We start from the raw sequence: 23,791 nt of genomic DNA, 5'->3' as shown, positions 1-23,791 counted from the left end.
GAATCGCTGCATTTTAGATTGTGAAGATTTGATGAGCGTTCGGCATGTCTTGTGCTGCAAAACAAGTAGCTATTCATCCCTGAGGGACGCCACTTGCGAGGAAGCACGATGAATGACATTTCCCTGATTGCGATCGCATCGACATGGAGTGCCGAGTCGTTCGTACGGCTGTTGTTGGCAACGCTGTGCGGCGCGGCACTCGGCTGGGAACGGGAAAAGAAAGCCAAGCCGGCCGGGCTGCGGACGCACATGATGGTTTCGCTCGGTGCTGCCACGTTCGTACTTGCGGGACTGCACTACACCGAATCGCTCGGGCAAAACGAGCCTTCCTGGTTAGAGGTCGATTTGTTCCGGATTGTATCTGGGATCATCGGCGGTGTTGGATTTCTGGGCGCCGGATCGATCATTGAATCACGCGGTGATGTCCGCGGTTTGACAACCGCTGCTTCCATTTGGGTTGCCGCCGCAACAGGACTCGCGTGTGGCATGGGGTTTTACGGACTCGGCGTGATGGCGATTGGTTTGGCAATGATCACGCTGGTTTGCGTCGGGGCATTCGAGCGTATCTTCTTCGACGGAAAGTCTGACCCTGGCCCTTAGTCAGCCAACGCGTTGTAAGACTTTGAGAATTGCCGCACATGTTCCTTGAAGCGATCGATCAATTTGCATTGGAACCGATACGGATTCCAGATCATCGCAATTTTCCGCATCGGTTTCGTTCCATGCAACGATCGGTAAACGCGGCGAGGGCTGGAGTCGAGCTTCTTGGCCATCGTGGGAATCATCGACACGCCATGGTTCATCGAAACCAACTCTTGCACGGTCGCCAGTTGGCTTGTTCGTTCGACCGAAATCGGGTTGAACGAGCGATGGCGACAAAACGTGACGATGTTGTCCGAAAGGCAATGAGCTTCATCCAGCAAAATAAATGGATATGGTTCGATGTCGGCCAGCTTGATCTGCTTCTTTGCCCCCAGGGGATGATTGACGGGAAGCACTAACAGCAACTCTTCATCGAACAACGCCTCCACTTCCAAATGCTTGGCCGAAATCGGTAAGGCAAGTATCGCCAAGTCGATTTCTCCTTGTTGGCATCGCCGCAGAAGATTGTCGGTGGTGTCTTCCTGAACGGTCAGATGGGCCTTGGGAAAGGTTTCGGAAAACGGGCTCAGCATCTCCGGAAGTAAAAACGGAGCGATCGTCGGAATGGCACCCAGGCGAATCCGTCCACTCTCGCCGTCGTCAGAGATTTCGGCTTTGGTGTCTTCCACAAGAGAGACAATCCGATGCGCTCGCGGCAATAGAATCTGCCCTGCATCGGTGAGCGTGACTTTTCGGCTCTGACGTTCAAACAGCGGCTGGCCGAGCGTTTCTTCCAGCCGAGCAATCGAACGACTTAACGCCGGCTGAGACATGGCCAGACTCTCGGCGGCTCTGGTGAAGTTGCCAAGCTCGGCGAGCTTTAAGAACTGTTGGAGTTGTTCGATTTCCATGCTGCCGCAAACCGCGAAGATCCCAGGATGTTATGCATAGTCGTGTTCGCCATTATGCACACAACGCATGGTTCATGCGAGAGCATCCGCTACGGCTGGATCACCTCCGGCAGTGTCTCGCCTTCCGGAATAAAACGCATGGAGATCGAGTTGACGCAGTGCCGCGTGTTCTTTGAGGTAAAGCCTTCTCCTTCAAATACGTGGCCCAAGTGCCCGCCGCAGTTGGCGCAGACGATCTCGGTGCGGCGACCATCGGCATCCGGGACACGTTTCACCGAGTCTGGCAGGTCGTCATCGAAACTAGGCCATCCACAATGGCTCTCGAACTTGTCGTCCGAGCGATAGAGCGGCATGTTGCATTGCCGGCAAATGAACGTTCCTTTCGCTTTCAAATCGGTATATTCGCCGGTGAAAGGACGTTCGGTTCCTTTCCGCAGAATGACATGTTGCTCGGCATCGTTGAGGGAATTGAAGTTCGACGACATGGTGTTCTTCCTGACAAGCTCGAAGTTGATCGACTGGGGGTTTCTTCATTTTAAGAGGCATGCGGCGGGAACCAAGCGGTCGGTTCTTGGAAGGATAGGCAATGTGGCTATATCGGTGTTGTTTGATCTCTTTCTCGTTTTACGAACGTTTCCGAAAAAGATGGACAGAATGTTTGCAGCGTCGGAAAACATTGCTTAGATAGGGGGTGTTGGCCCCACTCGTGCGGCTACATAGAGCGCTTCGTGGAAGAAAGGGAATCAGATGAATCGTGTCGTGTTATGTCTCGTCGTCGGAATGCTGGCCACATTTTTTGCTTCACCGGCATGGGCCCAGTTCGATACGACTCCTGAAAAAATTGCCAAGGGCCGCGACCTCTTTGTCCATCAATGGCAGCCCAATGACAAACTCAGTCCGAACGGCGACGGACTTGGTCCACTTTACAATGCGAAAAGCTGCGCGGAATGCCATTCTCAAGGAGGCGTGGGAGGCAGCGGCACCAACGAGCATAACGCGCAGATGTTGGCGTTCCTTCCCGAACCAGGCAAATTTACGCAGCGTAACGCCGACGCAATCCGCAATCGGCTTAAGCTGATGCATCCGTTGTTTGTCGACGATCAAGGGCGTATTTCGACGGGCGTTCTACTGCACCGATACAGTACGAACCAAGACTATGATGAAGTCCATCAACGCATTACGACGCCACTGGAAGATAGCTTTGAATCTCGAGGTCGACTGCGTCGAATGCTGCGAGAGCGAAACTTGGCCGCGGCATCGAGTATGCCACTTCAGCTTGTCGCCTACATGAGGGAAATTCAATTTGCGACTGCGGATCGAAATCCTCCTCAACTATTCGGTGCCAATTTGATTGCGGATGGAATCAACGAGTCAGATATCGTTGCTATTGCCGATACGCAAAACAAATCGAGTTACCAGACTGGTATCTCAGGCAGAAAGTCAGGACGGTTCGGATGGCGAGGCCAACTGGACGATCTTGATCTGTTTGTCAAAGGTGCTTGTGCTGCCGAAGTTGGATTACAAGTTCAAGAGATGTTACAAGCCGAGGATCCCACGCAGCCTGATTATCGTTTGACCGGCGTCGATCTGGAGCCTTCACAAACAGACGAACTAGTTGCCTTTGTGCGATCCCTTCCGCGACCGCAGCAAGTCTTGCCGGAAGATCCGAATATGCGAAGTCACGTAAGTCAGGGCCAGATGCTTTTTAATTCGATCGGGTGTGCTCAGTGCCATGTCGAAGATGTTGGAGCGGTTAGCGGTGTTTATTCTGACTTTTTGCTGCATAACATGGGGGCTGAGTTCGAAGATCCCGTTCCTGCCGCTAGAATTCCTGTGACGGTGGTTACCGCCCGGAAATTGATTTCTATGCCAATGTACTACGGCGGCGAATATCATCGAGTCGAAACGTTTACGACTATCGAGCGGCGCGACGAATATCAGGAATATCGCACACCTCCACTATGGGGCGTAGCAGACTCAGCGCCTTATCTGCACGACGGCAGGGCCGAAACGTTGCGAGAAGCCATTGAATGGCATGGTGGCGAAGCAACGATATCGGCGGCAAGATTCATGCAACTGGATGAAGAGCAGCAGTTCAGTGTTCTCCAGTTTCTCAAGTCGCTGAAAGCCCCGGAAATTCCAAAGGAAGAAGCCCGGCAATTCACGGGCAATGAAGAGCATTTGAACGACAATAGGATTTCCAGTCTGGTACCAGGTACAATGAATTCGGTCGCGTCGCGGGAATAGTCGCGACTTTGATCGATTCCTTTTGCCTGGGTAGGCGTTCTGATGCCGATACTTTTTCAGCGACGTTTTTTGGGAGTGCCGTGGGTCTTGTTGACTGCCGCACTTTGCTTTGGGGCGAGCGGTTTTCTGGCAGCCCAACCGCCGAATCAAGTCGACGCAACGACCCTCGATGGCAAAGTGCTTTGCGGCTATCAAGCCTGGTTTCGCTGTCCTACCGATGGGACAAACTCAGGTTGGATGCATTGGAGCCGTCGCGAAACCATCTCGCCCACTTCGCTAACGTTCGAGATGTGGCCCGATCTGTCGGAGTTCTCTCAGAACGAAAAAGTTGCCGTGCCTGGTTTCACACATGCCAACGGTTCACCGGCGTACTTGTATAGCAGCGCAAACAAAGCTGTCATCGAGCGGCATTTTCAATGGATGCAGCAGTACGGAATTGATGGCGTCTTTGTGCAGCGATTTTTGGTGAACCTGCGACAACCATCCTTCGACGAGATTTTGGAGCATGTTCGCACCGCATCGAAGGATACTGGGCGAACGTTTGCCATCTGTTACGACTTGTCAGGCTATCCAACCGAACGGATTTATCGCCGATTGACCGACGATTGGCGGCAGCTTTGCGATCAACGCAAAGTCACCCGCGACGAACGCTACCTCGATCACGACGGACTGCCGGTCGTTTTCCTATGGGGGCTTTATCCTGATCGCTTCGATGGCGAGCTTGCGAGTCGACTCATCGAATTCTTCCACGAAGAAGGGCCGTATCGCGCGACGGTCATCGGAGGTGTGCCACCGACGTGGCGACAAGTGACCGACGAGAAATGGGCGGCCGCGTACCGTCAGTTAGATGTGATCAGTCCCTGGAATGTAGGCAACGTGCTCACGTCTGCTCAGGGCGAGAAAGTTGCCAACACGCGATCATGGCCGGAAGATCTCGCGGCCGCTCAATCGGTCGATGCCCGATTGATGCCGGTCGCGTTCCCTGGTTTCGGCTGGACGAATTTGAAGGGACCGTTAGCACAGCGAGATACCATTGCTCGCCGCGACGGCAAGTTCCTCTGGGAGCAGTTTGTCGCCGCCGCGAAACTTAAAACGGGAATGGTCTATGTTGCGATGTTCGACGAAGTGGACGAAGCAACGGCAATCTTTAAAGTCACCAACAATCCGCCTATCCAAGGCAACTTTCAGACCTACGACGGAATGCCGAGCGACTGGTACCTTCGCGTGACGGGAGAAGGCACCAAGATGATCCGTGGCCAAACACCGATTCAAGAGACGATTCCGATTTCGCCCTGACGTCAGCCACTAATTCGCTGGCTGCTTGATCCACCCCAACGAGGTGAGAAACTTGTCCATCTCTTTCACCGTTTCGTTATACCAGCGGTTTTTGTCTTTGCCATGGTTGAAGAAGCCATGCCCCTGCCCTTCATAAACGCGAAGCTCGCTGGTCACACCTTCGTCTTGCATTTTCTTCTGAAAATTCTCAGCAGTCGCAACGGGAATTAGCTTGTCGTTGGACCCCAGAAACACAATGCTCGGGGGATCATCGGCACTGATGTTATGGGCCGGCGAAAACTCTTGATAACGGTCTTTCACTCGCTGCGTTCCCCAGCCTTTCGGGCCGTTGTCGTAAACCGGATTGAACAAGACCATCGCGTTCGGTTTCGTTGAGATCTCTTGTTTCCCTTGATCAACGGTTCCGAGGTAAGCAGCCAAGTGACCGCCGGCCGAGCCGCCACTGGTGGCGATACGCTGCGGATCGATGCCTAGTTCCGTTGCGTGCATACGAACCCAACGCATCGCGTCCAAAGCATCTTCTGTACAAGTGACCGGCGGATCGTTGCTTTTTCGATCGAGCAAACGGTACTCGACTTGTACGGTCACCATGCCATGCTTGGCAAGATGCTTGCTATGTTCGGTAAATTGCCCTGGAGCCCCGCCGACCCAGCCGCCGCCATGAAAGAAGACAATCGCCGGACGTGTGTCCGACTTTTTCCAGTCGTCTGGCTTGGTGACATAGAGCTTCAGCTTGCGACCGTCGACTTCCTTGTACACCGATGGTTCTCCGACCGGAGGAGCCGCGAAGACGGACGAGGCGAAAAGTCCCAGGACGATCAGCGGCAGGAAACGAAAAGCAGTATGCATGGTGGTTCTCGGTGATAGGGAACGGTGGGAATCGAGTCTGCTTATCGTAATCGATTCCACGGCAACTCGCGAATAATCTTGTGTCACGGTGCGTCTTCGTTCACGCCGGCATGTTTCTCTCCAGGAAACGATGACCCCTTCGGCGAATTCGGTTACACTACCTCACGTAACCGTCACTCTTCCACTCATTGCTAAAGGGAAAGCACCATGAAGTTGACCGATTTCTACAACGAAGTTTCGCGCAACGTTGATACGGACAAGACAGAGATCTCGGTTTCGGAAACCAAGCGAGTCCTCAGCGAAGCGTTTCTGCTGCTGGCGAAGATGGACGCCGCTGATGCGGTCGACACGATCTCGAAGGGACTCAATACGGCTAAGAAGAAACTCGCGAAATAGATTTGCGATAATTGCCAATGCTCCTTCGCCGCGTGCTAGGGCGAAGAAGCATTGGTTTATTCCAGGAGCGAGCTTATTCGTTCTCGCCGCGATTTTTCACGTACGCATTCATCCAATCGAGAATGCGGTCGCCAGACTTCATCGAGAGCGAATGCCCTTCCCCGTGGTTATAAAGCCCCATGCGGACTGGGCCGGGATAGTTCGCCTGCCAGGCCTTTTGCCCCTCGTGCAGCGCCTTCCAGCTACGCTCGCCATCGGCACACCCGCGTCCTTCTTCCCCGCCGAGCACGAGAAATGGTCGCCCGGCAATCAAACGTACCAAATCGCTGTGCTTCAACTGGAAGTCTTTTGCGTTGACTTCGTCGCTGAGATACCAGATGGCGTCCCAGTTCGAGAAGCCAATCTCGATGCCCCCTTCGCTCGCCACCGCGGCACAAACGCGATCGTCCATCGCGGCCAGGTAAAACGCTTCCTTCGCCCCCAATGAATGCCCATACGCACCGATACGTTGGGGGTCGACATCTTCCATTGTCAGCAGCACATCGACCGCTCGCATGCAGTCGGCCAGCATCACCGCCATCCCTTTACTTTGGGGATGAGGTTTCAGGGCCGCTTCGGTCGACTTCTGATAAGAGCTTTGTTCCCACAGGAAGTTCTCAGGGCACAGCACGATGAACCCTTGTTCGACCAGTCGCAATGCCATGTGCCGAGCCGGTTCTGCAGCAAGTCCGACCAGCTTGTCGAACGTGTTGGTGCTCGTCCCATGGAAAGCGGCAATCGCAGGTCGTTTCGTGGGGGCATCGCCGTGAGGAATCAGCAAGTAGGCTCGAACGATTCGGCCTGGCTCCGCTTGATACCGAATCAAACGACGCGTGCAATGCTCCAGCTTTTCTTCCTGGACCGTTTCCATTTTCAAGGGAAGATCGGGATAGCTGTACGCACCGAGGAACTGCTTCCACTCGTCACGAATCGCTTCCCGCTGTTCAGGCCATGGCTTATCGATGGCCTGGCTACCGTTCGCTTTTAAAGCAAATTCTTCCGGAGGCGTGGCGACTTCCGCCAACCAGGTAACATCTTCCGCGGAAACAAACGATACCAACAGCGCGCATAGTGCGAGCGAAGCAAAACAACGAAGCATCGAAATCTTTCTGGCAGGATTCAAGAGGAAAGTTGGCGGGGCTACTTCTTCATTCTCGTCTTTTTTTTGCCAGAGTCCAGCGGCCAGAATTGATTTGGCTCGTGCGACTGCTGCATGATCGTAGCCATTTGCTGGACGACATCCGGATGGGCGTGGGCGACATTGCTCTTTTCGGCAGGGTCACTCGTCAGATCAAACAGCTCGATGGCACCCTCCGTGCCTTCGCGATACCCTTTCCATTTCCCCATCCGAACCGCTTGCTGCGAACGGACAGGAAACTCCCAATAAAGGTGCGAGTGCCCCGGCTGCGATTCGCCACGAAGCGTCGGCAAAACGGAAATTCCATCTAGATGCGAAGGTACCTCGATGCCGGCAATATCGCACGAAGTTGGGAACACGTCCCGCATGTCCCAAACGAAATCGCTCGTCTTTCCCGCCGGAACATGGCCAGGCCAGCGAACCGCCATAGCTGCCCGGATGCCTCCTTCCTTCAAGCTTCGTTTGCCGCCGCTGAAAGGAGCATTCGAGTTTAGGTGCTTCATAAATGGAGCGTTGGGACCGTTGTCGGACGTATAGAAAACAATTGTGTTCTCATCCAGGTCCAGTTCTTTCAGCAGATCCAAAATCTTGCCAACCGTCATATCGGCCCTGCTGATCATCGCGGCATAGTTCTTTACCTGTTGCGGCCAATCCTTGTCTGCGTAGAGCTTTGTCGCGGGATCGTCAGCAGGGATTTCGTATTTGCCATGCGGAAGCGTATACGGCAGATAAAGAAAGAATGGTTTCTTCTGGTTCTCGCGAATGAAGCGGAGCGTGTCTTCTTCGAAGAAATAGTGCGAGTATCGTTTGCCGGTTTCCATCCGCTCGCCATCGTTCCACAACCAATCGGTGTAATACGAATGCGCATGGACCTGATCCAGGTATCCCAGAAAATGATCGAAGCCTTGCTTGTCAGGCGAACCGTCAAAGCCGGGGTTGCCCAGGCCCCACTTGCCGATGCCGCCGGTCACGTAGCCTGCCTGCTTCATCACTTCCGCGACGGTGACATCTTCGTCCTTCAGAAAGACGAGTCCGTTCTGATCGGTCTGGTCACGATTGGCTTTGGCCTGATTGTCTCGGCGTCGGCAATGACCTGTGTGTAGCCCGGTCATCAGCACGCAACGTGTCGGAGCACAAACGGCCGAACCGCTGTAATGATCGGTGAATCGCATTCCTTCGGCACACATTCGGTCGAATACCGGCGTTTGCACGTGGGGCGAACCCATCGCACCGAAATCGTTGTAGCCCGCATCATCCAGCATGACGTAAATGATGTTCGGCCGCTTGGCGTCGGCAGCGAGCAGTGACGAAGCAAACAGCAGCAGAACGGAAACGGCAAACAGTGTCGATCGAATCATGGCAATCAGGCAAGTAAGTAGGCAATACAAAGAAAAAGCTCTCGAGGCTCAGCTTAACTCCCCTACTTTCAGCATGCCACTCGCTTTTCTGACGGAGGTTTCCGTGAGACATGCCGTTATCGATCCGACAACGATCGGCACCTTCCCAAACCTCTGGTCGACGCGAGGAAAATGAGCGTTCTGGTTAAGCCTCGATCATTGAACGACTTAGCGGCTGCAGCGCGGCATTGGAGCTTATCGTTGGCATCCGTGATGCATTGTTCATTAAACGAAGAAGCAACTCAGCGGCGTACGCAATTAATGGGAACGTCGCGAGCTAATAGTCGATGGGGATCGACATGGAAGAGCGTGCGGGACTGTCTCGCACGCTTTTTCTCTTTCTTGCTTTGGCGTTACGAGATCTTGCGAATCGTATCGCCGACGCGTGCGATGCCTGGTTTCACGATTTTGGCGTAGATACCGCGAAGATGCAGTTGCTTGCCAACCGGCGAGTTCACGAACTTAACGGCATCTTTCCCGAAGCGATCGGCGAACTTCTTGCAGCCGTTGTGAGGGATCTCGGTGATTTCCAGCACGACGTCACCAAGAGCAAGCTGCTGGCCGACTGGGAGGTTCTCGATGCTCAGGTTCATATCGACAAACAAGTTGTCGCCCGCCAATGCCCACCGGCCGGAGTCGCCGGCAATGAGATCGATGGCCCGAGAGTTCATGATGGTGACTTGCACGTCGGGATGAGGCGACCCATCCGGTAGAGACATCCAACAACCTAATGCCCAGTTGTCGCCGTGAACGCCTCCTTCAGGGCTGAGTTCACAAAACGCCAGACTATTTCGCTCGTCGGTTTTCGGGCGAATGACGATCGCCTTCAATTCACCTTCGTCGTGGGGCGACTTTTCGATCAGAGGAAGGCCCTCTTCGAGCTGCTCGAGTGACAAATGTTCCGGCATGGTTTCGCCTTGAATAATGGGCAAAGGGTGATTGTCAGGCGGGACAAACTGCTGCTTGGCCTGCCACGTCATGATACGCGATCGAGAGTAATACCGCCGCAGCACTCGCTTGTCGAGCAGTTCGGGATGCGCGTCGAGAAACAGTTGTGAAGACGCATGAGGTCCTGTCTTCTGATTCGCGCTGAAAATGAGCCTGAGAAATGCGGCTGTCATGGTTTCGTGATAGCCGCGATCAAGGGCTTCTGGTGTCGCGGTGGTCGCGTTGTAAGCTTGAATTCGCTGACGAATTTCGCGAAGAGAAGCGACCCAATCGCCGCGCGAAGCAATCAAAAATGCCACACGCACATGGGCTTCGTGTGTCCAGAGGTGGCGTTCGAGCGTGCCATCCTCAAAGGCGGCAAGCAACTGATGGTCGGTCATCCTTGGCTCTCGTTCTCAAGTGGTGTGAGACCGCCTCGGAAGACACCTCAGGCGTGAGAAGGTTCACGCCTGGAATAGGACAGAAGACTGACTCGTCTTGCTACTTCTTTTTCTTCTTGGCGACAAACTCGATCTCGCCGCTAGGCTTCAGCACGATGTGCTTGCTTTCCTTTTTGGCTTCTTTGAGCAGCTCGATGGTTTCGTTCGTAATCTTATAGGTTTGAGGGCCGCCGATGACTTTGCTGGGGACGGCTTCCAACTTCAACTGCTCTAGCACAGGGGCAACCATCGCCTGGTTTTCCGTAATGGCCCAAGCGGTGCCAGCGGTAATCAAAGCGAAAACTACGGCGAGTCCAAGAAACTTCTTCATCGTTCTTCCTTCATGCGATGGGGGAATTCTAGCGAGTGTGTCGACACACCCACAGTAAGGGTAGTGTGCTGAGGCGAAAGGGCAAGAGAAGTTGGACAACTTTCGCGACTAAGTCGCATTCAGCTTGCCCATGCCGCGAAACGTGGTCATCCCAGGCACCGAAAGCTGTTTGCCGTTGTCGCTCGGTTCGATCCCCAACACATACGGCACCGCCACTTTGGCCCACTCTTGCGGAGTCGGGTAAAGGCTCGCCGATTCACCGAAGGACGCCGTCAAAGTATCGGTTTGAATGATTCCAGGATGCAGCGTGACGACACCCATCGTTGGCGGCAGTTCTTCGGCGATGGCCTGGGTCATTCCTTCGACGGCCCACTTCGACGCGCAGTACGGAGAAACCTTCGCCGCGGCGGTGCGTCCCCAACCGGAACTGAAGTTGACGATGATTCCCTTCTTCTGCCGAATCATTGCCGGCAGCAAATAACGCAGCACGTAAAACGACCCCAGGACGTTGACCTGCATCACTTTTTGAAACTCGTCTGGTTCGATCCGCCAGACCTGTTTCAGCTCGTTCACCACGGCTGCGTTGTTCAAGATCAAGTCTGGCACCAATCCGGAAGCGGTGACATCGTCGGCCCAGGCTTTGACTTGTTCGCTGTTGGAAACATCGAGACTGTCGAAACGGTGTGTTCCTGGGAATTCGTTTCGCAAAGCCTCAATCGCCTCTTGGCTTCGCGCGACACCTACCACGGTGTGCCCAGCGTCGATCATGTGGAGGCATAGCTCGCGACCTAGCCCGCGACTGACGCCGGTAATCAGTACACAACGTTTCGGACCGGAAGGCAGTTCGGCGCGAAGTTGCTCGAGGACCGATTCATCCGGCCGATCGTTCGTGGCATTACGAATCCCGCTGTCGAAGCTACCCACCCCGGCACGCGTCGCTCGATCGACAATCGCATTGCCAAAAGGATGGCTGCCGCTGTAAAGGTTTTGTCCTTCGGCCGTATAACCGCCGTCAAGCACCATGACCGAGCCCGACATGAACTGCGAGTCATCGCTTGCCAGGAATGCAAACGCCGGAGCGATATGATCCGGGACGCCAGCGAAGCCAAGCGGCTGCGTCGCGGCGGCCGCTTCCATCATGCCGTCAGGGTCGATATTGCGATGCGTCAGCGACGACACAATTGCCCCGGGGCAAACGGCATTCACGCGGATGTTATGTTTGCCAAGCTGCGTAGCGGCGACTCGCGTCAACGAATCGATACCTGCTTTCGATGCCGAGTAGGCTGCCCCTCCTGCTCCTCCTTGATGGGCGGCAACCGAAGTGACGTTGATGATCGAACCCCCAGTCGCTTGCTCGATCATCATCTTCGCGGCATGTTTGGTCCCGAGAAACGCACTGCGGAGATTGATGGCTTGCGTGTTGTCCCAGTCGACCGCCGAGGTCTCCAGCAGCGATCCGAACGCCCCGCCGGTGCCGGCGTTGTTGATCATGCAGTGAACGGCACCGAACTTCGCTTGGGCATACTTCAACAGGTGAACAATATCAGACTCTTCGCGAACGTCGCACACCTCGAAGCCGAATCGATCGAGCCCCCAACGGTCGCGGACTTCGGTCGTCAATCGCGCCGCGGCCGCTTTGTCGATGTCCCCGACCACCACGTTCGCCCCGCGCTGTAGCATCAACCGAACCACCGCCGCCCCAATGCCATTGGCCCCGCCGGTGATAACGACGACACGATCAATCAGATTCGAGACGCGAGATTCGCTAGGCATCCGAACAAACTTCATCCCAAAACAGAGCTGGCAATCACAAGACGATCAGACTCTATTCTAATTCGCCCAATCCTGTAAAACACATCTCGTTGGCGAATATTCATCTGAATGCACAATCGTCCAGCGAGATGCACATGAAGTCTGGTCTTGTGGCCGAGCTTTACTTGGCGGCACCTTCTGCGTCTTGGCTCATCTCGTCGAACATTTTCATGGCCATCAGTCCGTTGCCGACCGCTCCTCCGGCGCGGAGCGCGGCGGCGATGAAAACCGCTTCGCCGATCTCCTCTTTGCTTGCGCCGGCATCGATCGCGTTTTTGATGTGGGCTTCGATGCAGTAAGCACATTGAGTCGTCATCGCGACAGCGACCGACATCAGTTCCCGGTACTTTACCGGAATCGCGCCATCGGAGCGTTCGGCGGTATGCTTCAGGTTTAAAAAAGCCTCGGCTTCCGGCCGCGCCGAGTCAATCAAGTCTTGCGTGTACGCGCGATCTTTCGGGGTTTGATATTCCTGCATGATGGCTCCTGAGGATGGAAAGGAACGGGGCGATGAATGCAGGCCTTACTTTTTAATGACCCGCATGTTGGGAAGACTGTAATACTGCAATGTTGTTTTTAGAATGTGCGTGTCATCGCCCACTTTGATCTTCGCGGTCAGGGGAAGATCGCCCGGAAAGTTATGCTTCCCCTTCAAACCGCTGTAGCTGACATGGTACGAGTCGAGCATCGGTGGCGGCGGATCAGAAATAGTCTTAGGACGTAAGTTGACGACCTTCGGTGCAAAGATCTCAATCACCTTCTTGTCGAACGCCTCGTCATGATTTTTCATGGCGTCTCTTACCGTCTTTTTTACAACGTACGAGAACTCAGCTCGGTACGCATTCATCTTCCGTTTTGCCTTTTCCGGGACAGGCAAGCCGAAGCGTAAATAAAAGACAAGATCCTCCGCCGAATCAATTAGGTATAAATACCCGTTGTCTGCACGTACGAAGGTGATGCGTTTGTTGCGGCCAGGAGGGAAGACGTAGAGTCTTTGAACACGAGAAAAAAGGTTGGTTTGTTTCTCGATGGCTGCCAGAATTTCGTCGTCGCTCAGTTCCTGAGAAACGCCCACAACCGGAACGCACAGCATCCCGAGCATGCCGACAAACGCCAACATCATACGACGGCGCACGGAAGAATAATTTCGCAGCATGGCTCCCTCGTTGCCCTGTCTCTATAGAGACTTCACCGAATCAATCGACAAATTAAAGATCAAGAATCAGCGACAGATTGTACCATCTTGCCGAGGGGGTGTTAAACAGCACTGCGAGAGGTGCGTGCTGAAGGCCTTTGCTGTCGTCGGCTTGCGCACTGCGGCAGTTGAATTGATAGCATTTGTGCGGACCGGGCTGTTGATGCTCTTTTTCTAGTTCACATGCCGACGAAGACGACGGCATGGCACCCGGGCCTAGGGGATCGCCGTTTGTGTTGTGTGGGCCTTCTTGCGGTTGAACTGTTGAATGCCTGTTTCGGTGATGTTGGTCTGATTGACAAAAACTATTTCGAGTGCGGGGTGCTTGTTCAGATGGCCAAGTCCTGCGTCACCGATCGAAGTGTGTTTGATGCTGAGATGCCTTAAGAGGGCAAGCTTGTTGATTGGGACCATCGCTTCGTCCGTGATCCCCGTTCCGTCGAGATGTAACATCCACAGAGGTGCGATTTTGGCAATGGTTTCGACGGCGCTGTCATCGATCGGACAGCGTTCAAGCGTCAGTACCTCCAGCGTTGGCAACTGGGCAATATGTGTGATTCCGGTCCGTGTGACCGACGTGTCGTCCAGTTCCAGTTGAACCAGGCTCGGCAGCGATACCAGCGACTGCATACCGTCATCGGTGACGGCCGTTCGATTGAGATACAGATGGGTCAGCCCCGTGAGCTTACCAATTTCGATCAAGTCGTCGTCGGTGACTTGGGTTCCGCTAAGATCGATCACTCCGATATACGACTGCCCTGCCTGGCCGCGACCTTCCAGTGACCCGCCCAAGGTAACTTGACCCCCAAGTTCGCGAACTCGCTGGGCAAGTTTCATTTCCTGCTGCGTTCGCAGCAATGGCGCACGCAGCAAACCAGTCGTCACGGCCACGACGGTGACCATGATCAGCAGTGCGAGCAGTCCGAATTGAAAGCGGCGACGTTGGTTGGGTTGGGAACTTTCCATGGCACCCGAAGCGGATTTTGACCAAAGCTGCCGTGAAGTGGCGATCGCTTAATAGTTATCGGTCCCCAGCAGTTTCTCTTCGACTTTGTCGGCTTGCCAGGCGATGGCGGTGATGGTTTTGGTGATTTCCAGTTGGTCGACAGCGTCGGCGAGTTGGTTGGCGCGGACGGTGATGACTTCGCCGGAGTCTCCTTTTTCGACCGCAAACGCTCCATGAATCATCTTGGTGTTGTACCGCAAGAGAGCCATCGCGTTGCGTTCGTTCGCCGGGCCGCAGAGGCTGTGGTAAACAACCAATTCGTTGCCGTCGTCATCTTTCTGGCCAAACGTGATATGCACGTTTTGCTTGCGGAGCGAACTGACAGGAACGTTGACGGTCCACTCCATTTCGCTCGTTTCGGTGAGGGGCCAGTTGCTGGTTTGGGCGACCGTTTTCACGATGTCTTTGGCGGTTAGCTTTGGCGAAGGAGCGGCGGCGGAGCCTTGCAGGTCGTCGAAGCTCATCGCGCCACCCATTGCCGCGGCGGCAGGAGCCGGGCCAGGGTTCGGCCCTGTCGGGGCACCCATCGGCTGCGTTCCGGGACCACCTTGCGGTGGCGCGCCAGGCTGCTGATAGCCTTGCATGGCGGCGTGCATCATGCCGGGCATCATCATCCCGAAGCCAGCCCCCATGCCCATCTGCATGGCGCCAGGTCCGGCACCTCCCCCTTCGCCCCCTTGCTCGGCCATCTTGCTCATGCTGTTGGCGGCCTGATACATGGTGAACGCACGCAGATCGCCAATGGCACCCATGCTGCTGCGAGCATCGATCGCTTTCTGCACTTCTTCCGGCGGCGTGATTGCGTTGATGAAGAAGTCGACAAGTTCCAAGCCATACTTAGCAAAATCGTCGGCAACTTTGATCCGCGTGCCAGCGGCGATCTCGTCGAACTTGCTCGGCAAATCCAACATGCTGATCTGCGACGTTCCGAGCAGGTCGGTCAGTCGGGCCACGATCAAATCTTTCAAGTAGCCGCTCACTTCATCGGTGGTGTATTTGCCTTGGCTGCCGACGATGGTGTTCAGCATCAGGGGGGCATCGACGACACGGAACGAGAACTTGCCGAAGCTGCGAAGGCGAATCATGCCGAAGTCGCGATCGCGGATGGTGATCGGCTGACGCGTGCCCCATTTCTGATCGAGGAACGTCTGTTTGCCGAAGTAATAGACCGATGCCTGAAACGGGGACTTCTCCCACGGCATCGTCAGTATGCTGGTGATCAGCGGAATGTTTTGCGTTTGCAGCGTGTAGCGACCGGGCCCGAACGAGTCCATCGCTTTGCCGTCCATGAAGAAGACGGCTTCCTGATTTTGCTGCACGATGAGCTGAGCCCCGTACTTGATCGCGGCCGAGCCTTCCGGCGGCATGCGATGCACGATGGAGCGATTCGAGTTATCGAAAAACTGAATGACTTCCAGTTGCAGGCTCATCAGGGTTTCTCTCTTTCTAGTTTAAATCTGGCGATGAGATGGTTGTTTTGTGTCGTCGATTGAGTCCGGGGCAGGTGCCATGCTCACGTCGGCGTGGGCATGTCTCTTTTCCTGGCCCTTCTCTTGATTCGTTGCATAACGGCTACCGATTATCTGTGACGGATAGCCCTTCTGTGAATTTATCTCGGTAAACTTGGCACGTTCCGCTTGGTTTCGCATGCCCACGCGGACGAGGGCATGGCACCCGAGATGGTAAACGCTGGTGTGGTTTACTCCGGCGCGTCCGGCCCGGCAGCAACCCCTTTGAGCATGTTCTCGCGGTGGTCGATCTTTCCGAGCAGACCGTCGATCTTGGCAGTAATCTCCGGAACCACTTGGGCTGGCGTCAGCTGCGACGTGCCTAGGTTCTGAATGTCGTTAGCCAACGTGTCGACTTGCTGGACGAGAGCCAAATCGTGTTCGTAAATGTCGGTCAGCAGTTCTTCATCGACTTGGACGAAATCGAAGAACCCGCTGTAGCCAGGCATCTGAGATTTCATGCGATTGATGGCCAAGTCCAACCGGCTGCGGAGTCGTTCCAGCATCGGGAGCTGGTCGATCGCTCCAAGGCTGACCAGCGTGTGGCCATATTCGTCGAGCCCCTTTTTCGACTTCTGCAATTTGTCGGCCAGGAAGTTTCGCGTCAGGCTATCGCTCTCGCGACGGTACTCTCGAGAAAGGTATCCGGAAAAGCCAGGAATGTACTGGAGGATCGACTCGACGAGTCCGCGATTCTTGGCATGTTGTTGAGGATCGATCACCGGAGGAACTCCCTTTGGGTGAAGAGCAGTAAACGTCGAACAAGTGGACGGCGAATGGGCAAAAGTATGCCCCAAGTCTGCGCGAAGTTTGCGCGTTGTGTTGATCAGGCATGCGTGCCGGTCCGCCAGTGTTTCGCTGAAACGCGCCCGATCTTGAAACAAATGGACCGGCAGCGAAGCCTAACGGAGGCAATCGGATGACGCTAAGCCGTTACGATATCAGTTTTTCGGACGAATGGAAAACATTCCCGAGAACTTTTTTAAGGGAGGATCGTAGGCACTAAAATCGGATCAAAATCCGCCTGGAACTGTGGCGGGAATTTTGGTAGCGTCTGCCCGCTTGAGTCGCAAGAAGTCTTTATTTTTAGGCCAGTTGGACAAATTTCATGGACCAGCAGTCCACGCTCTGCGGATTCTTGTTAGCCCTTATTTTAGGGCTCACCGGATGTGCCTCGAATGGTGCGATCGTCGACCCTATTATCTGGTGGGACAAAGAAGACCCAGCAGACTTAGCCAAGTACGGCCCCACCCCGGTCCAGCGGATCGAGTCGCTGGAGGGCTTGGCCAATAGCGCCCGAAGTCTTTCAGCAGAAAGACGTTCCGTCGAGGCAAACAAAATCGCGCAAGCTCTTCCCGAAGAAGAAAACGCCGTGATTCGTGTGCACATGTTACGCACTTTAGCCAAGTTGAACACGCCAGAAGCGTTCGCCGGGATGAAATCGTCTCTGTACGATTCCGACGCCGACGTCCGACGCGAGGCCGTAATTGCCCTAGGCGAAGCCGCAAACCCTGAAGCCGTAAGCCTTTTGGGCGATGTGCTGATCCGCGATCGCAACTACGACGTCCGTCTGGCTGCCGCAACAGCACTGGGTGAATTCCGTTCGGCCGGGGCCAAAGAAGCCCTCGTCCCAGCCCTGGACGCTCGCGACCCTGCCATGCGATTCGCCGCCATCGAATCGCTCCGCAAGACAAGCAACGTCGATTACCAAGGCGACACGGCCAAGTGGCGAGAGTTCGCCATGGGTGGCAATCCCGAGCCGCCATCGGCGTCGATTGCTGAGCAGTTAGTGCCAAGCTTTCTGCGATAGTCTGCTGCTTGTTCCGGTTGTCCTAAGCAGGACGACCATGCGTGAAATTCATGCCGTTACGGATTCCCATTTTGCGCCAATTGCCAAGCCGCAACTGGTTGCGCAAAAACTTGGAAGGACAACGGTTTCATTACAGTTGAACAGCCTTGGATGCCGTTTGCTATATGCGTGGCGGGCCGTATAACTGAAGTCAGAAACGGAATGACATGACCCTCGCAGCTACATCGCGGTACGTTTTCTACCTAATTGATCCGCGCGAGGTCGATAGCCACACCATGTTGTTCGCCCCACGTTTCTGCCGCAATTGCTTGATGACTCTCTCGCAGCCCACTGACCCATCCCACAGGCTGCCAAAGAACTAAAGATTTAGACGCATGCACAGACGGACTTCAATCCTCCTCAGCGCGGTGGCGTTCTGGAGTACCACAACTCTGACGGCTGGTTTCGCGGTTGCCCAGGAAGTAGTCGTAGCACCCATTTTGAATCCAGCAGACGGCTCGGAAGTGGCAGATGCCAGCGACGCTCCGATGGTTCGTGTCGCTGTGGTTCCTGCTGAAAAAAAGGACCTCTTCAAGCCAGAGCCTCCGATCGAAGAGCAAGCTGCTGACGAAACGATTGAAGTAGAAATGGACCTAGAGCCTGCCAATGGCACGAAGTCTGACGAAGCTTCTCCGAAAGAAAATCCAGCCAAAGAAGAAGCCGACCCTCAGCCAGCGCCTTCGCTCGACATTCCTGCTGGTACGCTAGAGCCAGCGTCTGAAAAGGAAGAGCCGAAGACAGATGAGGAACCTGCGACGGAAGAACAGCCGGCACCGTTAATGCAGGATGAAGACGCCAAGCCTATTAAGGAAGATGGCAAGTCTGAAAAGCCTGAAGACACCGCCGAAGAATCGCCTGCAGAGGAGCCTGAGGTAAAAGAGCCCCTGCCGCCACACGTTCAAGCTTTGCAGCCGCGAATTGCAAAAGTTTTGAACTACTATTACCGCACGCAGCCTTCCGATGCGACAAAGAACGACGTTTGGGAAACGATGCACGGTTTCTTGCCGTGGGGTGTCGATGCTCAGATCCGAACGTCGCAGTACCGCCAGCCTGTGAACACGATCGGTTGGATCTGTTGGAACAAGCCTTGTCGTGGGCATCGTCTTTTCCAAGTTAACAACGGTAAACTGGAAGCCAAGCAAGGCCCACGCGTCCAAGGGCATCATGGCCAGTTTTTGGCGATGCTTGCTCAAAGCTATGTTGCACCATCGTTCGAGATTCAAGTCGACGGTAAGACGTTCACCGTTCAAGATCTGATTGAATTCGAGAAAGAAACCTGCGTTCCTAAGTCAGAGCTCACGTTTAAGTTGATCTCGCTGTCTTATTATTTGCCGGCCGACGAAACTTGGACTGCACGTGATGGGCAGCAATGGGATATCGAACGTCTTCTAAAGGAAGAGATCACTCAAAAAGTGGTTGGTGCCGCTTGCGGTGGAACGCATCGTTTGACTGGGATCGCTTTCGCCGTGGCTAGCCGAAAGAAGGCAGGCTTGCCTATGGATGGCGTTTGGGCCAAAGCAGAAGAATACCTCAACGCGTATCATCGCCATTCGTTCCAGATCCAAAACCGGGACGGCAGCTTCAGCACCAATTGGTTTGAAGGGCGTGGCATGGATCGCGATATTGATCGCCGCCTGCAAACCTCCGGCCACATTTTGGAGTTCCTGATCTACTCGCTTCCACAAGAGAAGTTAACGTCGCCAGAGATCGTTCGTGCGGTGGATTACATTACGACCATTTTGGAACGCAATCCTCGACACGAGTGGAGCATCGGTCCCAAGGGTCACGCTCTGCACGCGTTGGTGCTGTACGACCAACTGGTGTTTGGAACGAAGCCAGGGAGCCGCGCGGAAGAGATTCTGCAGACTTCGCACGACTAACGTCACGAATCTCTAAAATTTGCGTCGCCTCCGGCTCGAAAAGCGGTCGCGGCGCTTGTCAGTGGGGCTTATCTAGCCTACGATTGTCGGCACATGCGCGTTATCGGTCGGCTTTCACATTTGGGAATGAAACTCCGCTGGGGATGAAGTATCAAAAGCTCTCGAATCAGTTCACCGAGTTCTTCAAGCTCGCGATTCGAATGCTCGAAATCGCGGAAGCGGATGCGGTCCTTATCTTTGTGGACGGCATGCCCGAGTGGGATAAGCTCAAAGCGATCGCAGAGAACCGCAAGGTAATCGTTGCAGCGGATCGTGAAGAATTCCTGCAAGGGATCGAAGAGACCGATCTGCATGGGGTGGTTGTTGAACTCGAAGAAAGCCCCATTCTCGAAAAGTTAATGCATGCTCTCGTCGAGGCGGTCGCCAACGACCAGCTTTCTACCGGCGCAAAAGTGGTTGCTCTTTACAGTGGTTTCGATGAAGAGCGTATCGACACGATCAGCTTCATTCGTCTTGATGAACGCTTGGGCCGACTGACGTCACGCGATCTGCGAAAGCTGGAGACAAGTGTCCCTCTGGAGACGCTTAAGATTGTCGTCGATCTGGCAGTGGAAATTGGTCGCGAAGGTCGCGAAGGCAAACCGGTCGGGACCTGTTTCGTGGTTGGTGATCATCGCAAAGTGCTCCTTAACAGCGCTCCGAGTGGCTTTGATCCACTCAAGGGCTATGCGAAGAAAGACCGCCATATCGCCGATCGAAGTGTCCGCGAAAACCTGAAAGAAATTGCTCAGCTCGACGGCGCCTTCGTGGTCAACGCCGATGGCACCGTTGAAGCGGCTGGGCGAATGCTCGATGTTGCCTCGGCTAGTGTCACGCTGAGCAAGGGATTGGGGGCACGTCACTGGGCCGCGGCCGCGATCAGTAAGAAGACAAAAGCTATTTCCATCGCGGTAAGCGAATCGAATGGAACGGTGCGGCTGTTCCAAGGTGGCGAAGTCGTTCTCCGCATCGAGCCATCGCGACGTGCGATGAAGTGGAAAGATCTCGACTTCGACAACATCCAAGGTGGTTCTGACTAGCCTCGCTCCGGCGAACTCTTTCAGAGGAGGCATGCGTGATGTCTACATTTAACGGCACGGTTTGCCGCCTCGATTTGAATAATCCCGCGCACGCCGACGCCCTGATCGCGATCTTGGATGACTACTCCCATGATCCGATGGGGAACAACGGGCCGCTGCCGGACGAGGTGCGTAAGAATCTCGTGCCACGATTGAAGCAGATCGATACGTTCCGTGGATTACTAGCCGTTAGTGATGGACAGTTCGTTGGACTAGCCAACTGTTTTGTCGGCTTCTCCAGCTTCAAGGCGCGTCCAGTGATCAACATCCACGACTTGGCCGTTTTACCATCTGCTCGCGGGCAAGGGGTCGGACAAGCCTTGTTGGATGCCGTTGACCGGCTGGCACTGGAAGAAGATTGTGCCTTTGTAACTCTTGAGGTCCGAGCCGACAATCGAGCCAGAAGTCTTTATCTTCGGCACGGTTTTCAGGCAGGCGATCCTGAATCGGATGCGATGAGTTTCTGGAAGAAGCCCATCGCACCCACCACTTAACGAAGCACTTCTCGCAGGAGCGTTTGCGGCGTGCCGATATCGACAATGTGGACTTCCCCGAGTGCTTGCTTGGCGGTGTCTTGAAGGTAGCCTTGCTTGGTCGTAACGAACGTTGCGGTCACATTGGCGATGATCGTGGGATCGTTGGGAACTCCTGTATCGCAATCGAGCCCGCTAGGAATGTCGATGGCAAAAACATTTGCCGGCGACGCATTGATGGCACAAATCGCCGAGGCAATAGGCTCTCGCGGGGCTGAGGTAACTCCTGTACCGAGCATGGCATCGACGACCCAGTCCACCTGCGACAGCGCTTCGCTGAAGGACCGGCAAAGAGGCTCATCTGCACAGTCTAAAATCTCAATGTCACTCGCCTCGATTATCTTAAAATTGACCAAAGCATCGCCCTGAATGCGCTCTCGCGAGCAGAAGAGGGCAACTGTTACTTGAATGCCGCTTAGGTCCAGATGCCGAGCAATGACATGCCCATCGCCTCCGTTGTTGCCTGGTCCGCAGCAAATGAGGACGTGCGATGGTCGTTTCGCGGCGATAAGCTCTGCGCTGCCGCGGCCGGCATTTTCCATCAAGATCACGCCGGGAATGTGGTATTTGTCGGCGGCAATCACGTCCACCGCGCGAGACTGTTCTCGGGTCAGAGGGGGGCGTGGAATCATGTATTCAGTTTCCTGGGGTATGATTTACAATACAAACTTCCTATTTCGACTCTATCCGATTTTCGACTCAGGTGAAGTAATGCCTCTGTTTGAATACACTTGCGACGCTTGTCAAAGCCAGTTCGAGCTGTTGGTCCGAGGCAGCGAAAAGCCTGCTTGCCCGACGTGCAGCAGCACCAAGTTAGAAAAAGCTTGGAGCGTTCCCGCGGCCCACACCGGCGGCAAATCGACCGAATTGCCTGTGTGTGGTCCGATGCCTAGCAGCGGTGGATGCGGCTTGCCCCAGTGCGGTACCGGCGGGTGCCAATTCGGTTAGTTCCTTCCCTTGTTTGTCCCACCTTTGCCTCCCTCCTTCTCACCTAAGGTTTCAGTCGATGTCCACTCCGCGTTCGGTTGCTTGTTGGCTTGTCGTTGGATTTCTAGTTGCGCCGGCCTTCGCAGAAACCTGGCCACAGTTTCGCGGACCTAATGGCGACGGAATCACGACCGCCAAGGATGTGCCGTTGAGTTGGAGTGCCGACGAGAACATCACCTGGAAGACGCCCATTCCTGGAAAAGGATGGTCTTCGCCAGTAATGGTGGGGGACAAAATTTGGCTGACGACGGCGATTGTCCAGCTGCTTTCCGAAGAGGAAAAGCTGGAGAAGATGAAGGACGCGAAACCGTTTCAGCGGAATCAAACCAACTTGGCCTCGAACGTTCTGCTGAAAGCGATCGAGATCGATTACGAAACAGGTGAAGTCCTGCGAACGGTCGACTTGTTTGACGTGACCGATCCTTCTCCGGTTCACTTGACGAACTCTTACGCGTCTCCGAGCCCTGTCGTGGAAGGCAAGTTCGTTTACTGCTACTTCGGAACGTATGGGGCATGTTGTATCGACACCGAGTCTGCATCGGTCGTTTGGCGGAATAACGAAAATGAATTGGAGTACAACGTCGGGCCTGGAAGTTCTCCGGTAGTCGTAGGAGACAAAGTGATCCTGACGTGCGACGGTGTCAACGATCAGTACATTACCGCTGTCGATAAGAAAACCGGGAAGACTGCCTGGAAGACACCGCGGCCCCCCTTTCGCACCGATGATGGCGATCGCAAGAAGGCGTACGCAACGCCGTTAGTGGTCGAAATCGATGGAGCAAAGCAAGTGATTATTCCAGGCGCTCAGTGGGTTTGTGCCTACGATCCAGAAACGGGAAAAGAGTTATGGCGTGCTGATCACGGCAGCGGCTTTTCCAACGTCCCGCGTCCCGTCTACGACAACGGAACGGTATACATTTGCTCCGGATTCATGCGTCCACAATTGGTTGCCATTCGTACCGATGGCGAAGGAGATGTGACCAATTCGCATATCGAATGGACGTTCAGTCGCCAGGTTCCTACGACTCCTTCCCCAATCGTTGTCGATGGCAAGATCTACATGGTCAGCGATCGCGGTGTGGCAACATGCGTCGATGCCGCTACGGGTGAAGAAGTTTGGACAAGCCGCATGGGTGGCAACTACAGTGCGTCGCCCACGTTTGCCGACGGGAATATCTACTTCTGCAGCGAGTCGGGCATGACGATCGTCATCAAGCCTGGCGAAGAGTATGACGTAGTCGCCGAAAACGATCTCGGCGAGCGAATCATGGCGAATCCTATTTTCCTTGACGGAAACCTGGTCATTCGAACAGCCGACAATTTGTATCGCATTCGCGAAAAGAAGTAACG

The 23,791-nt window shown here is 54.7% G+C and carries 24 protein-coding genes; 10 read left to right on the top strand and 14 right to left on the bottom strand.

Going from position 1 to position 23,791, the window contains the following annotated elements; all coding sequences use genetic code 11:
• Window positions 1-108 precede the first annotated feature (108 nt).
• A complete protein-coding gene (locus LA756_RS07990; protein ID WP_224439345.1) occupies window positions 109-600 on the top strand; it encodes an MgtC/SapB family protein in 492 nt (163 codons plus the stop codon).
• On the opposite strand, the gene LA756_RS07985 is transcribed toward LA756_RS07990, so the two are convergent.
• Window positions 597-1,493, bottom strand: coding sequence for a LysR family transcriptional regulator (locus tag LA756_RS07985; RefSeq protein ID WP_224439344.1), 897 nt, complete (start codon window positions 1,491-1,493; stop codon window positions 597-599). The genes LA756_RS07990 and LA756_RS07985 overlap by 4 nt on opposite strands.
• An 89-nt stretch (window positions 1,494-1,582) precedes the next feature.
• Window positions 1,583-1,978, bottom strand: a complete 396-nt coding sequence (locus tag LA756_RS07980; RefSeq protein WP_224439343.1) for a methionine-R-sulfoxide reductase — start codon at window positions 1,976-1,978, stop codon at window positions 1,583-1,585.
• Window positions 1,979-2,240: 262 nt separating this feature from the next.
• Between LA756_RS07980 and LA756_RS07975 the strand changes: the two genes are divergently transcribed.
• The gene (locus tag LA756_RS07975; RefSeq protein WP_224439342.1) at window positions 2,241-3,740 is read left to right on the top strand and encodes a di-heme oxidoredictase family protein; all 1,500 of its coding nucleotides are present in this window, start codon (window positions 2,241-2,243) and stop codon (window positions 3,738-3,740) included.
• Between the two features lie 42 nt (window positions 3,741-3,782).
• Entirely contained in the window at window positions 3,783-5,036 is a 1,254-nt protein-coding gene (locus LA756_RS07970; RefSeq protein ID WP_224439341.1) for a glycoside hydrolase family 71/99-like protein, read from the top strand.
• 9 nt (window positions 5,037-5,045) lie between these two features.
• Here the strand turns inward: LA756_RS07970 and LA756_RS07965 are convergent, their stop codons facing one another.
• Window positions 5,046-5,885, bottom strand: coding sequence for an alpha/beta hydrolase (locus LA756_RS07965; protein WP_224439340.1), 840 nt, complete (start codon window positions 5,883-5,885; stop codon window positions 5,046-5,048).
• A 207-nt stretch (window positions 5,886-6,092) separates the two neighbouring features.
• Between LA756_RS07965 and LA756_RS07960 the strand changes: the two genes are divergently transcribed.
• Entirely contained in the window at window positions 6,093-6,281 is a 189-nt protein-coding gene (locus LA756_RS07960; protein ID WP_224439339.1) for a hypothetical protein, read from the top strand.
• 73 nt (window positions 6,282-6,354) lie between these two features.
• On the opposite strand, the gene LA756_RS07955 is transcribed toward LA756_RS07960, so the two are convergent.
• The 10 genes from LA756_RS07955 to LA756_RS07910 form a co-directional block, all read right to left on the bottom strand.
• The gene (locus LA756_RS07955; RefSeq protein ID WP_224439338.1) at window positions 6,355-7,419 is read right to left on the bottom strand and encodes a S9 family peptidase; all 1,065 of its coding nucleotides are present in this window, start codon (window positions 7,417-7,419) and stop codon (window positions 6,355-6,357) included.
• Window positions 7,420-7,460: 41 nt separating this feature from the next.
• Entirely contained in the window at window positions 7,461-8,816 is a 1,356-nt protein-coding gene (locus LA756_RS07950; RefSeq protein WP_224439337.1) for an arylsulfatase, read from the bottom strand.
• Window positions 8,817-9,208: 392 nt separating this feature from the next.
• A complete protein-coding gene (locus LA756_RS07945) occupies window positions 9,209-10,183 on the bottom strand; it encodes an MOSC domain-containing protein (RefSeq protein ID WP_224439336.1) in 975 nt (324 codons plus the stop codon).
• 100 nt (window positions 10,184-10,283) lie between these two features.
• The gene (locus LA756_RS07940; protein ID WP_224439335.1) at window positions 10,284-10,553 is read right to left on the bottom strand and encodes a hypothetical protein; all 270 of its coding nucleotides are present in this window, start codon (window positions 10,551-10,553) and stop codon (window positions 10,284-10,286) included.
• Between the two features lie 108 nt (window positions 10,554-10,661).
• Entirely contained in the window at window positions 10,662-12,326 is a 1,665-nt protein-coding gene (locus LA756_RS07935) for an SDR family NAD(P)-dependent oxidoreductase (protein ID WP_224439334.1), read from the bottom strand.
• A 160-nt stretch (window positions 12,327-12,486) separates the two neighbouring features.
• A complete protein-coding gene (locus tag LA756_RS07930) occupies window positions 12,487-12,843 on the bottom strand; it encodes a carboxymuconolactone decarboxylase family protein (protein ID WP_224439333.1) in 357 nt (118 codons plus the stop codon).
• A 45-nt stretch (window positions 12,844-12,888) separates the two neighbouring features.
• The gene (locus LA756_RS07925) at window positions 12,889-13,521 is read right to left on the bottom strand and encodes a hypothetical protein (protein WP_224439332.1); all 633 of its coding nucleotides are present in this window, start codon (window positions 13,519-13,521) and stop codon (window positions 12,889-12,891) included.
• Window positions 13,522-13,776: 255 nt separating this feature from the next.
• Window positions 13,777-14,526 (bottom strand): leucine-rich repeat domain-containing protein, encoded by a 750-nt coding sequence (locus LA756_RS07920; RefSeq protein ID WP_224439331.1) that lies wholly within the window; start codon window positions 14,524-14,526, stop codon window positions 13,777-13,779.
• A gap of 48 nt (window positions 14,527-14,574) precedes the next feature.
• Complete coding sequence (locus LA756_RS07915; RefSeq protein ID WP_224439330.1) at window positions 14,575-15,996, bottom strand: SPFH domain-containing protein; 1,422 nt, start codon at window positions 15,994-15,996, stop codon at window positions 14,575-14,577.
• Window positions 15,997-16,265: 269 nt separating this feature from the next.
• Window positions 16,266-16,796: a hypothetical protein gene (locus tag LA756_RS07910; protein ID WP_224439329.1), complete on the bottom strand. Its 531-nt coding sequence runs from the start codon at window positions 16,794-16,796 to the stop codon at window positions 16,266-16,268.
• A 386-nt stretch (window positions 16,797-17,182) separates the two neighbouring features.
• Here LA756_RS07910 and LA756_RS07905 point away from each other — a divergent pair, with 386 nt between their 5' ends.
• The 4 genes from LA756_RS07905 to LA756_RS07890 all read left to right on the top strand — a co-directional run bounded on the left by LA756_RS07905 (window position 17,183) and on the right by LA756_RS07890 (window position 21,415).
• Complete coding sequence (locus LA756_RS07905; protein WP_224439328.1) at window positions 17,183-17,884, top strand: HEAT repeat domain-containing protein; 702 nt, start codon at window positions 17,183-17,185, stop codon at window positions 17,882-17,884.
• Between the two features lie 374 nt (window positions 17,885-18,258).
• Complete coding sequence (locus LA756_RS07900; RefSeq protein ID WP_224439327.1) at window positions 18,259-19,803, top strand: hypothetical protein; 1,545 nt, start codon at window positions 18,259-18,261, stop codon at window positions 19,801-19,803.
• Between the two features lie 143 nt (window positions 19,804-19,946).
• Window positions 19,947-20,882 (top strand): diadenylate cyclase, encoded by a 936-nt coding sequence (locus tag LA756_RS07895; RefSeq protein ID WP_224439326.1) that lies wholly within the window; start codon window positions 19,947-19,949, stop codon window positions 20,880-20,882.
• Window positions 20,883-20,920: 38 nt separating this feature from the next.
• A complete protein-coding gene (locus LA756_RS07890; protein WP_224439325.1) occupies window positions 20,921-21,415 on the top strand; it encodes a GNAT family N-acetyltransferase in 495 nt (164 codons plus the stop codon).
• On the opposite strand, the gene LA756_RS07885 is transcribed toward LA756_RS07890, so the two are convergent.
• On the bottom strand, window positions 21,412-22,086 hold the full coding sequence (locus LA756_RS07885) for an NAD(P)H-hydrate epimerase (protein WP_224439324.1): 675 nt from the start codon (window positions 22,084-22,086) through the stop codon (window positions 21,412-21,414). The two genes, LA756_RS07890 and LA756_RS07885, sit on opposite strands and share 4 nt — an antisense overlap.
• A 79-nt stretch (window positions 22,087-22,165) precedes the next feature.
• Here LA756_RS07885 and LA756_RS07880 point away from each other — a divergent pair, with 79 nt between their 5' ends.
• Window positions 22,166-22,402 carry a zinc ribbon domain-containing protein gene (locus tag LA756_RS07880; protein ID WP_224439323.1) on the top strand — a complete coding sequence of 79 codons (237 nt, stop codon included), beginning with the start codon at window positions 22,166-22,168 and terminating at the stop codon, window positions 22,400-22,402.
• Between the two features lie 58 nt (window positions 22,403-22,460).
• Window positions 22,461-23,789: a PQQ-like beta-propeller repeat protein gene (locus LA756_RS07875; RefSeq protein WP_224439322.1), complete on the top strand. Its 1,329-nt coding sequence runs from the start codon at window positions 22,461-22,463 to the stop codon at window positions 23,787-23,789.
• Window positions 23,790-23,791: the final 2 nt, after the last annotated feature.

This window comes from Bremerella sp. TYQ1, assembly GCF_020150455.1.
GTDB lineage: Bacteria > Planctomycetota > Planctomycetia > Pirellulales > Pirellulaceae > Bremerella > Bremerella volcania_A.
This window is presented reverse-complemented; position numbering and strand designations above follow the sequence as displayed.

Coding starts and splice junctions, on each gene's coding strand:
- LA756_RS07950 (WP_224439337.1), bottom strand. CDS start 8,816: ATGATTCGATCGACACTGTTTGCCGTTTCCGTTCTGCTGCTGTTTGCT.
- LA756_RS07875 (WP_224439322.1), top strand. CDS start 22,461: ATGTCCACTCCGCGTTCGGTTGCTTGTTGGCTTGTCGTTGGATTTCTA.
- LA756_RS07925 (WP_224439332.1), bottom strand. CDS start 13,521: ATGCTGCGAAATTATTCTTCCGTGCGCCGTCGTATGATGTTGGCGTTT.
- LA756_RS07980 (WP_224439343.1), bottom strand. CDS start 1,978: ATGTCGTCGAACTTCAATTCCCTCAACGATGCCGAGCAACATGTCATT.
- LA756_RS07880 (WP_224439323.1), top strand. CDS start 22,166: ATGCCTCTGTTTGAATACACTTGCGACGCTTGTCAAAGCCAGTTCGAG.
- LA756_RS07945 (WP_224439336.1), bottom strand. CDS start 10,183: ATGACCGACCATCAGTTGCTTGCCGCCTTTGAGGATGGCACGCTCGAA.
- LA756_RS07975 (WP_224439342.1), top strand. CDS start 2,241: ATGAATCGTGTCGTGTTATGTCTCGTCGTCGGAATGCTGGCCACATTT.
- LA756_RS07970 (WP_224439341.1), top strand. CDS start 3,783: ATGCCGATACTTTTTCAGCGACGTTTTTTGGGAGTGCCGTGGGTCTTG.
- LA756_RS07960 (WP_224439339.1), top strand. CDS start 6,093: ATGAAGTTGACCGATTTCTACAACGAAGTTTCGCGCAACGTTGATACG.
- LA756_RS07885 (WP_224439324.1), bottom strand. CDS start 22,086: ATGATTCCACGCCCCCCTCTGACCCGAGAACAGTCTCGCGCGGTGGAC.
- LA756_RS07940 (WP_224439335.1), bottom strand. CDS start 10,553: ATGAAGAAGTTTCTTGGACTCGCCGTAGTTTTCGCTTTGATTACCGCT.
- LA756_RS07965 (WP_224439340.1), bottom strand. CDS start 5,885: ATGCATACTGCTTTTCGTTTCCTGCCGCTGATCGTCCTGGGACTTTTC.
- LA756_RS07920 (WP_224439331.1), bottom strand. CDS start 14,526: ATGGAAAGTTCCCAACCCAACCAACGTCGCCGCTTTCAATTCGGACTG.
- LA756_RS07915 (WP_224439330.1), bottom strand. CDS start 15,996: ATGAGCCTGCAACTGGAAGTCATTCAGTTTTTCGATAACTCGAATCGC.
- LA756_RS07930 (WP_224439333.1), bottom strand. CDS start 12,843: ATGCAGGAATATCAAACCCCGAAAGATCGCGCGTACACGCAAGACTTG.
- LA756_RS07935 (WP_224439334.1), bottom strand. CDS start 12,326: ATGCCTAGCGAATCTCGCGTCTCGAATCTGATTGATCGTGTCGTCGTT.
- LA756_RS07955 (WP_224439338.1), bottom strand. CDS start 7,419: ATGCTTCGTTGTTTTGCTTCGCTCGCACTATGCGCGCTGTTGGTATCG.
- LA756_RS07985 (WP_224439344.1), bottom strand. CDS start 1,493: ATGGAAATCGAACAACTCCAACAGTTCTTAAAGCTCGCCGAGCTTGGC.
- LA756_RS07895 (WP_224439326.1), top strand. CDS start 19,947: ATGAAGTATCAAAAGCTCTCGAATCAGTTCACCGAGTTCTTCAAGCTC.
- LA756_RS07900 (WP_224439327.1), top strand. CDS start 18,259: ATGCACAGACGGACTTCAATCCTCCTCAGCGCGGTGGCGTTCTGGAGT.
- LA756_RS07905 (WP_224439328.1), top strand. CDS start 17,183: ATGGACCAGCAGTCCACGCTCTGCGGATTCTTGTTAGCCCTTATTTTA.
- LA756_RS07890 (WP_224439325.1), top strand. CDS start 20,921: ATGTCTACATTTAACGGCACGGTTTGCCGCCTCGATTTGAATAATCCC.
- LA756_RS07990 (WP_224439345.1), top strand. CDS start 109: ATGAATGACATTTCCCTGATTGCGATCGCATCGACATGGAGTGCCGAG.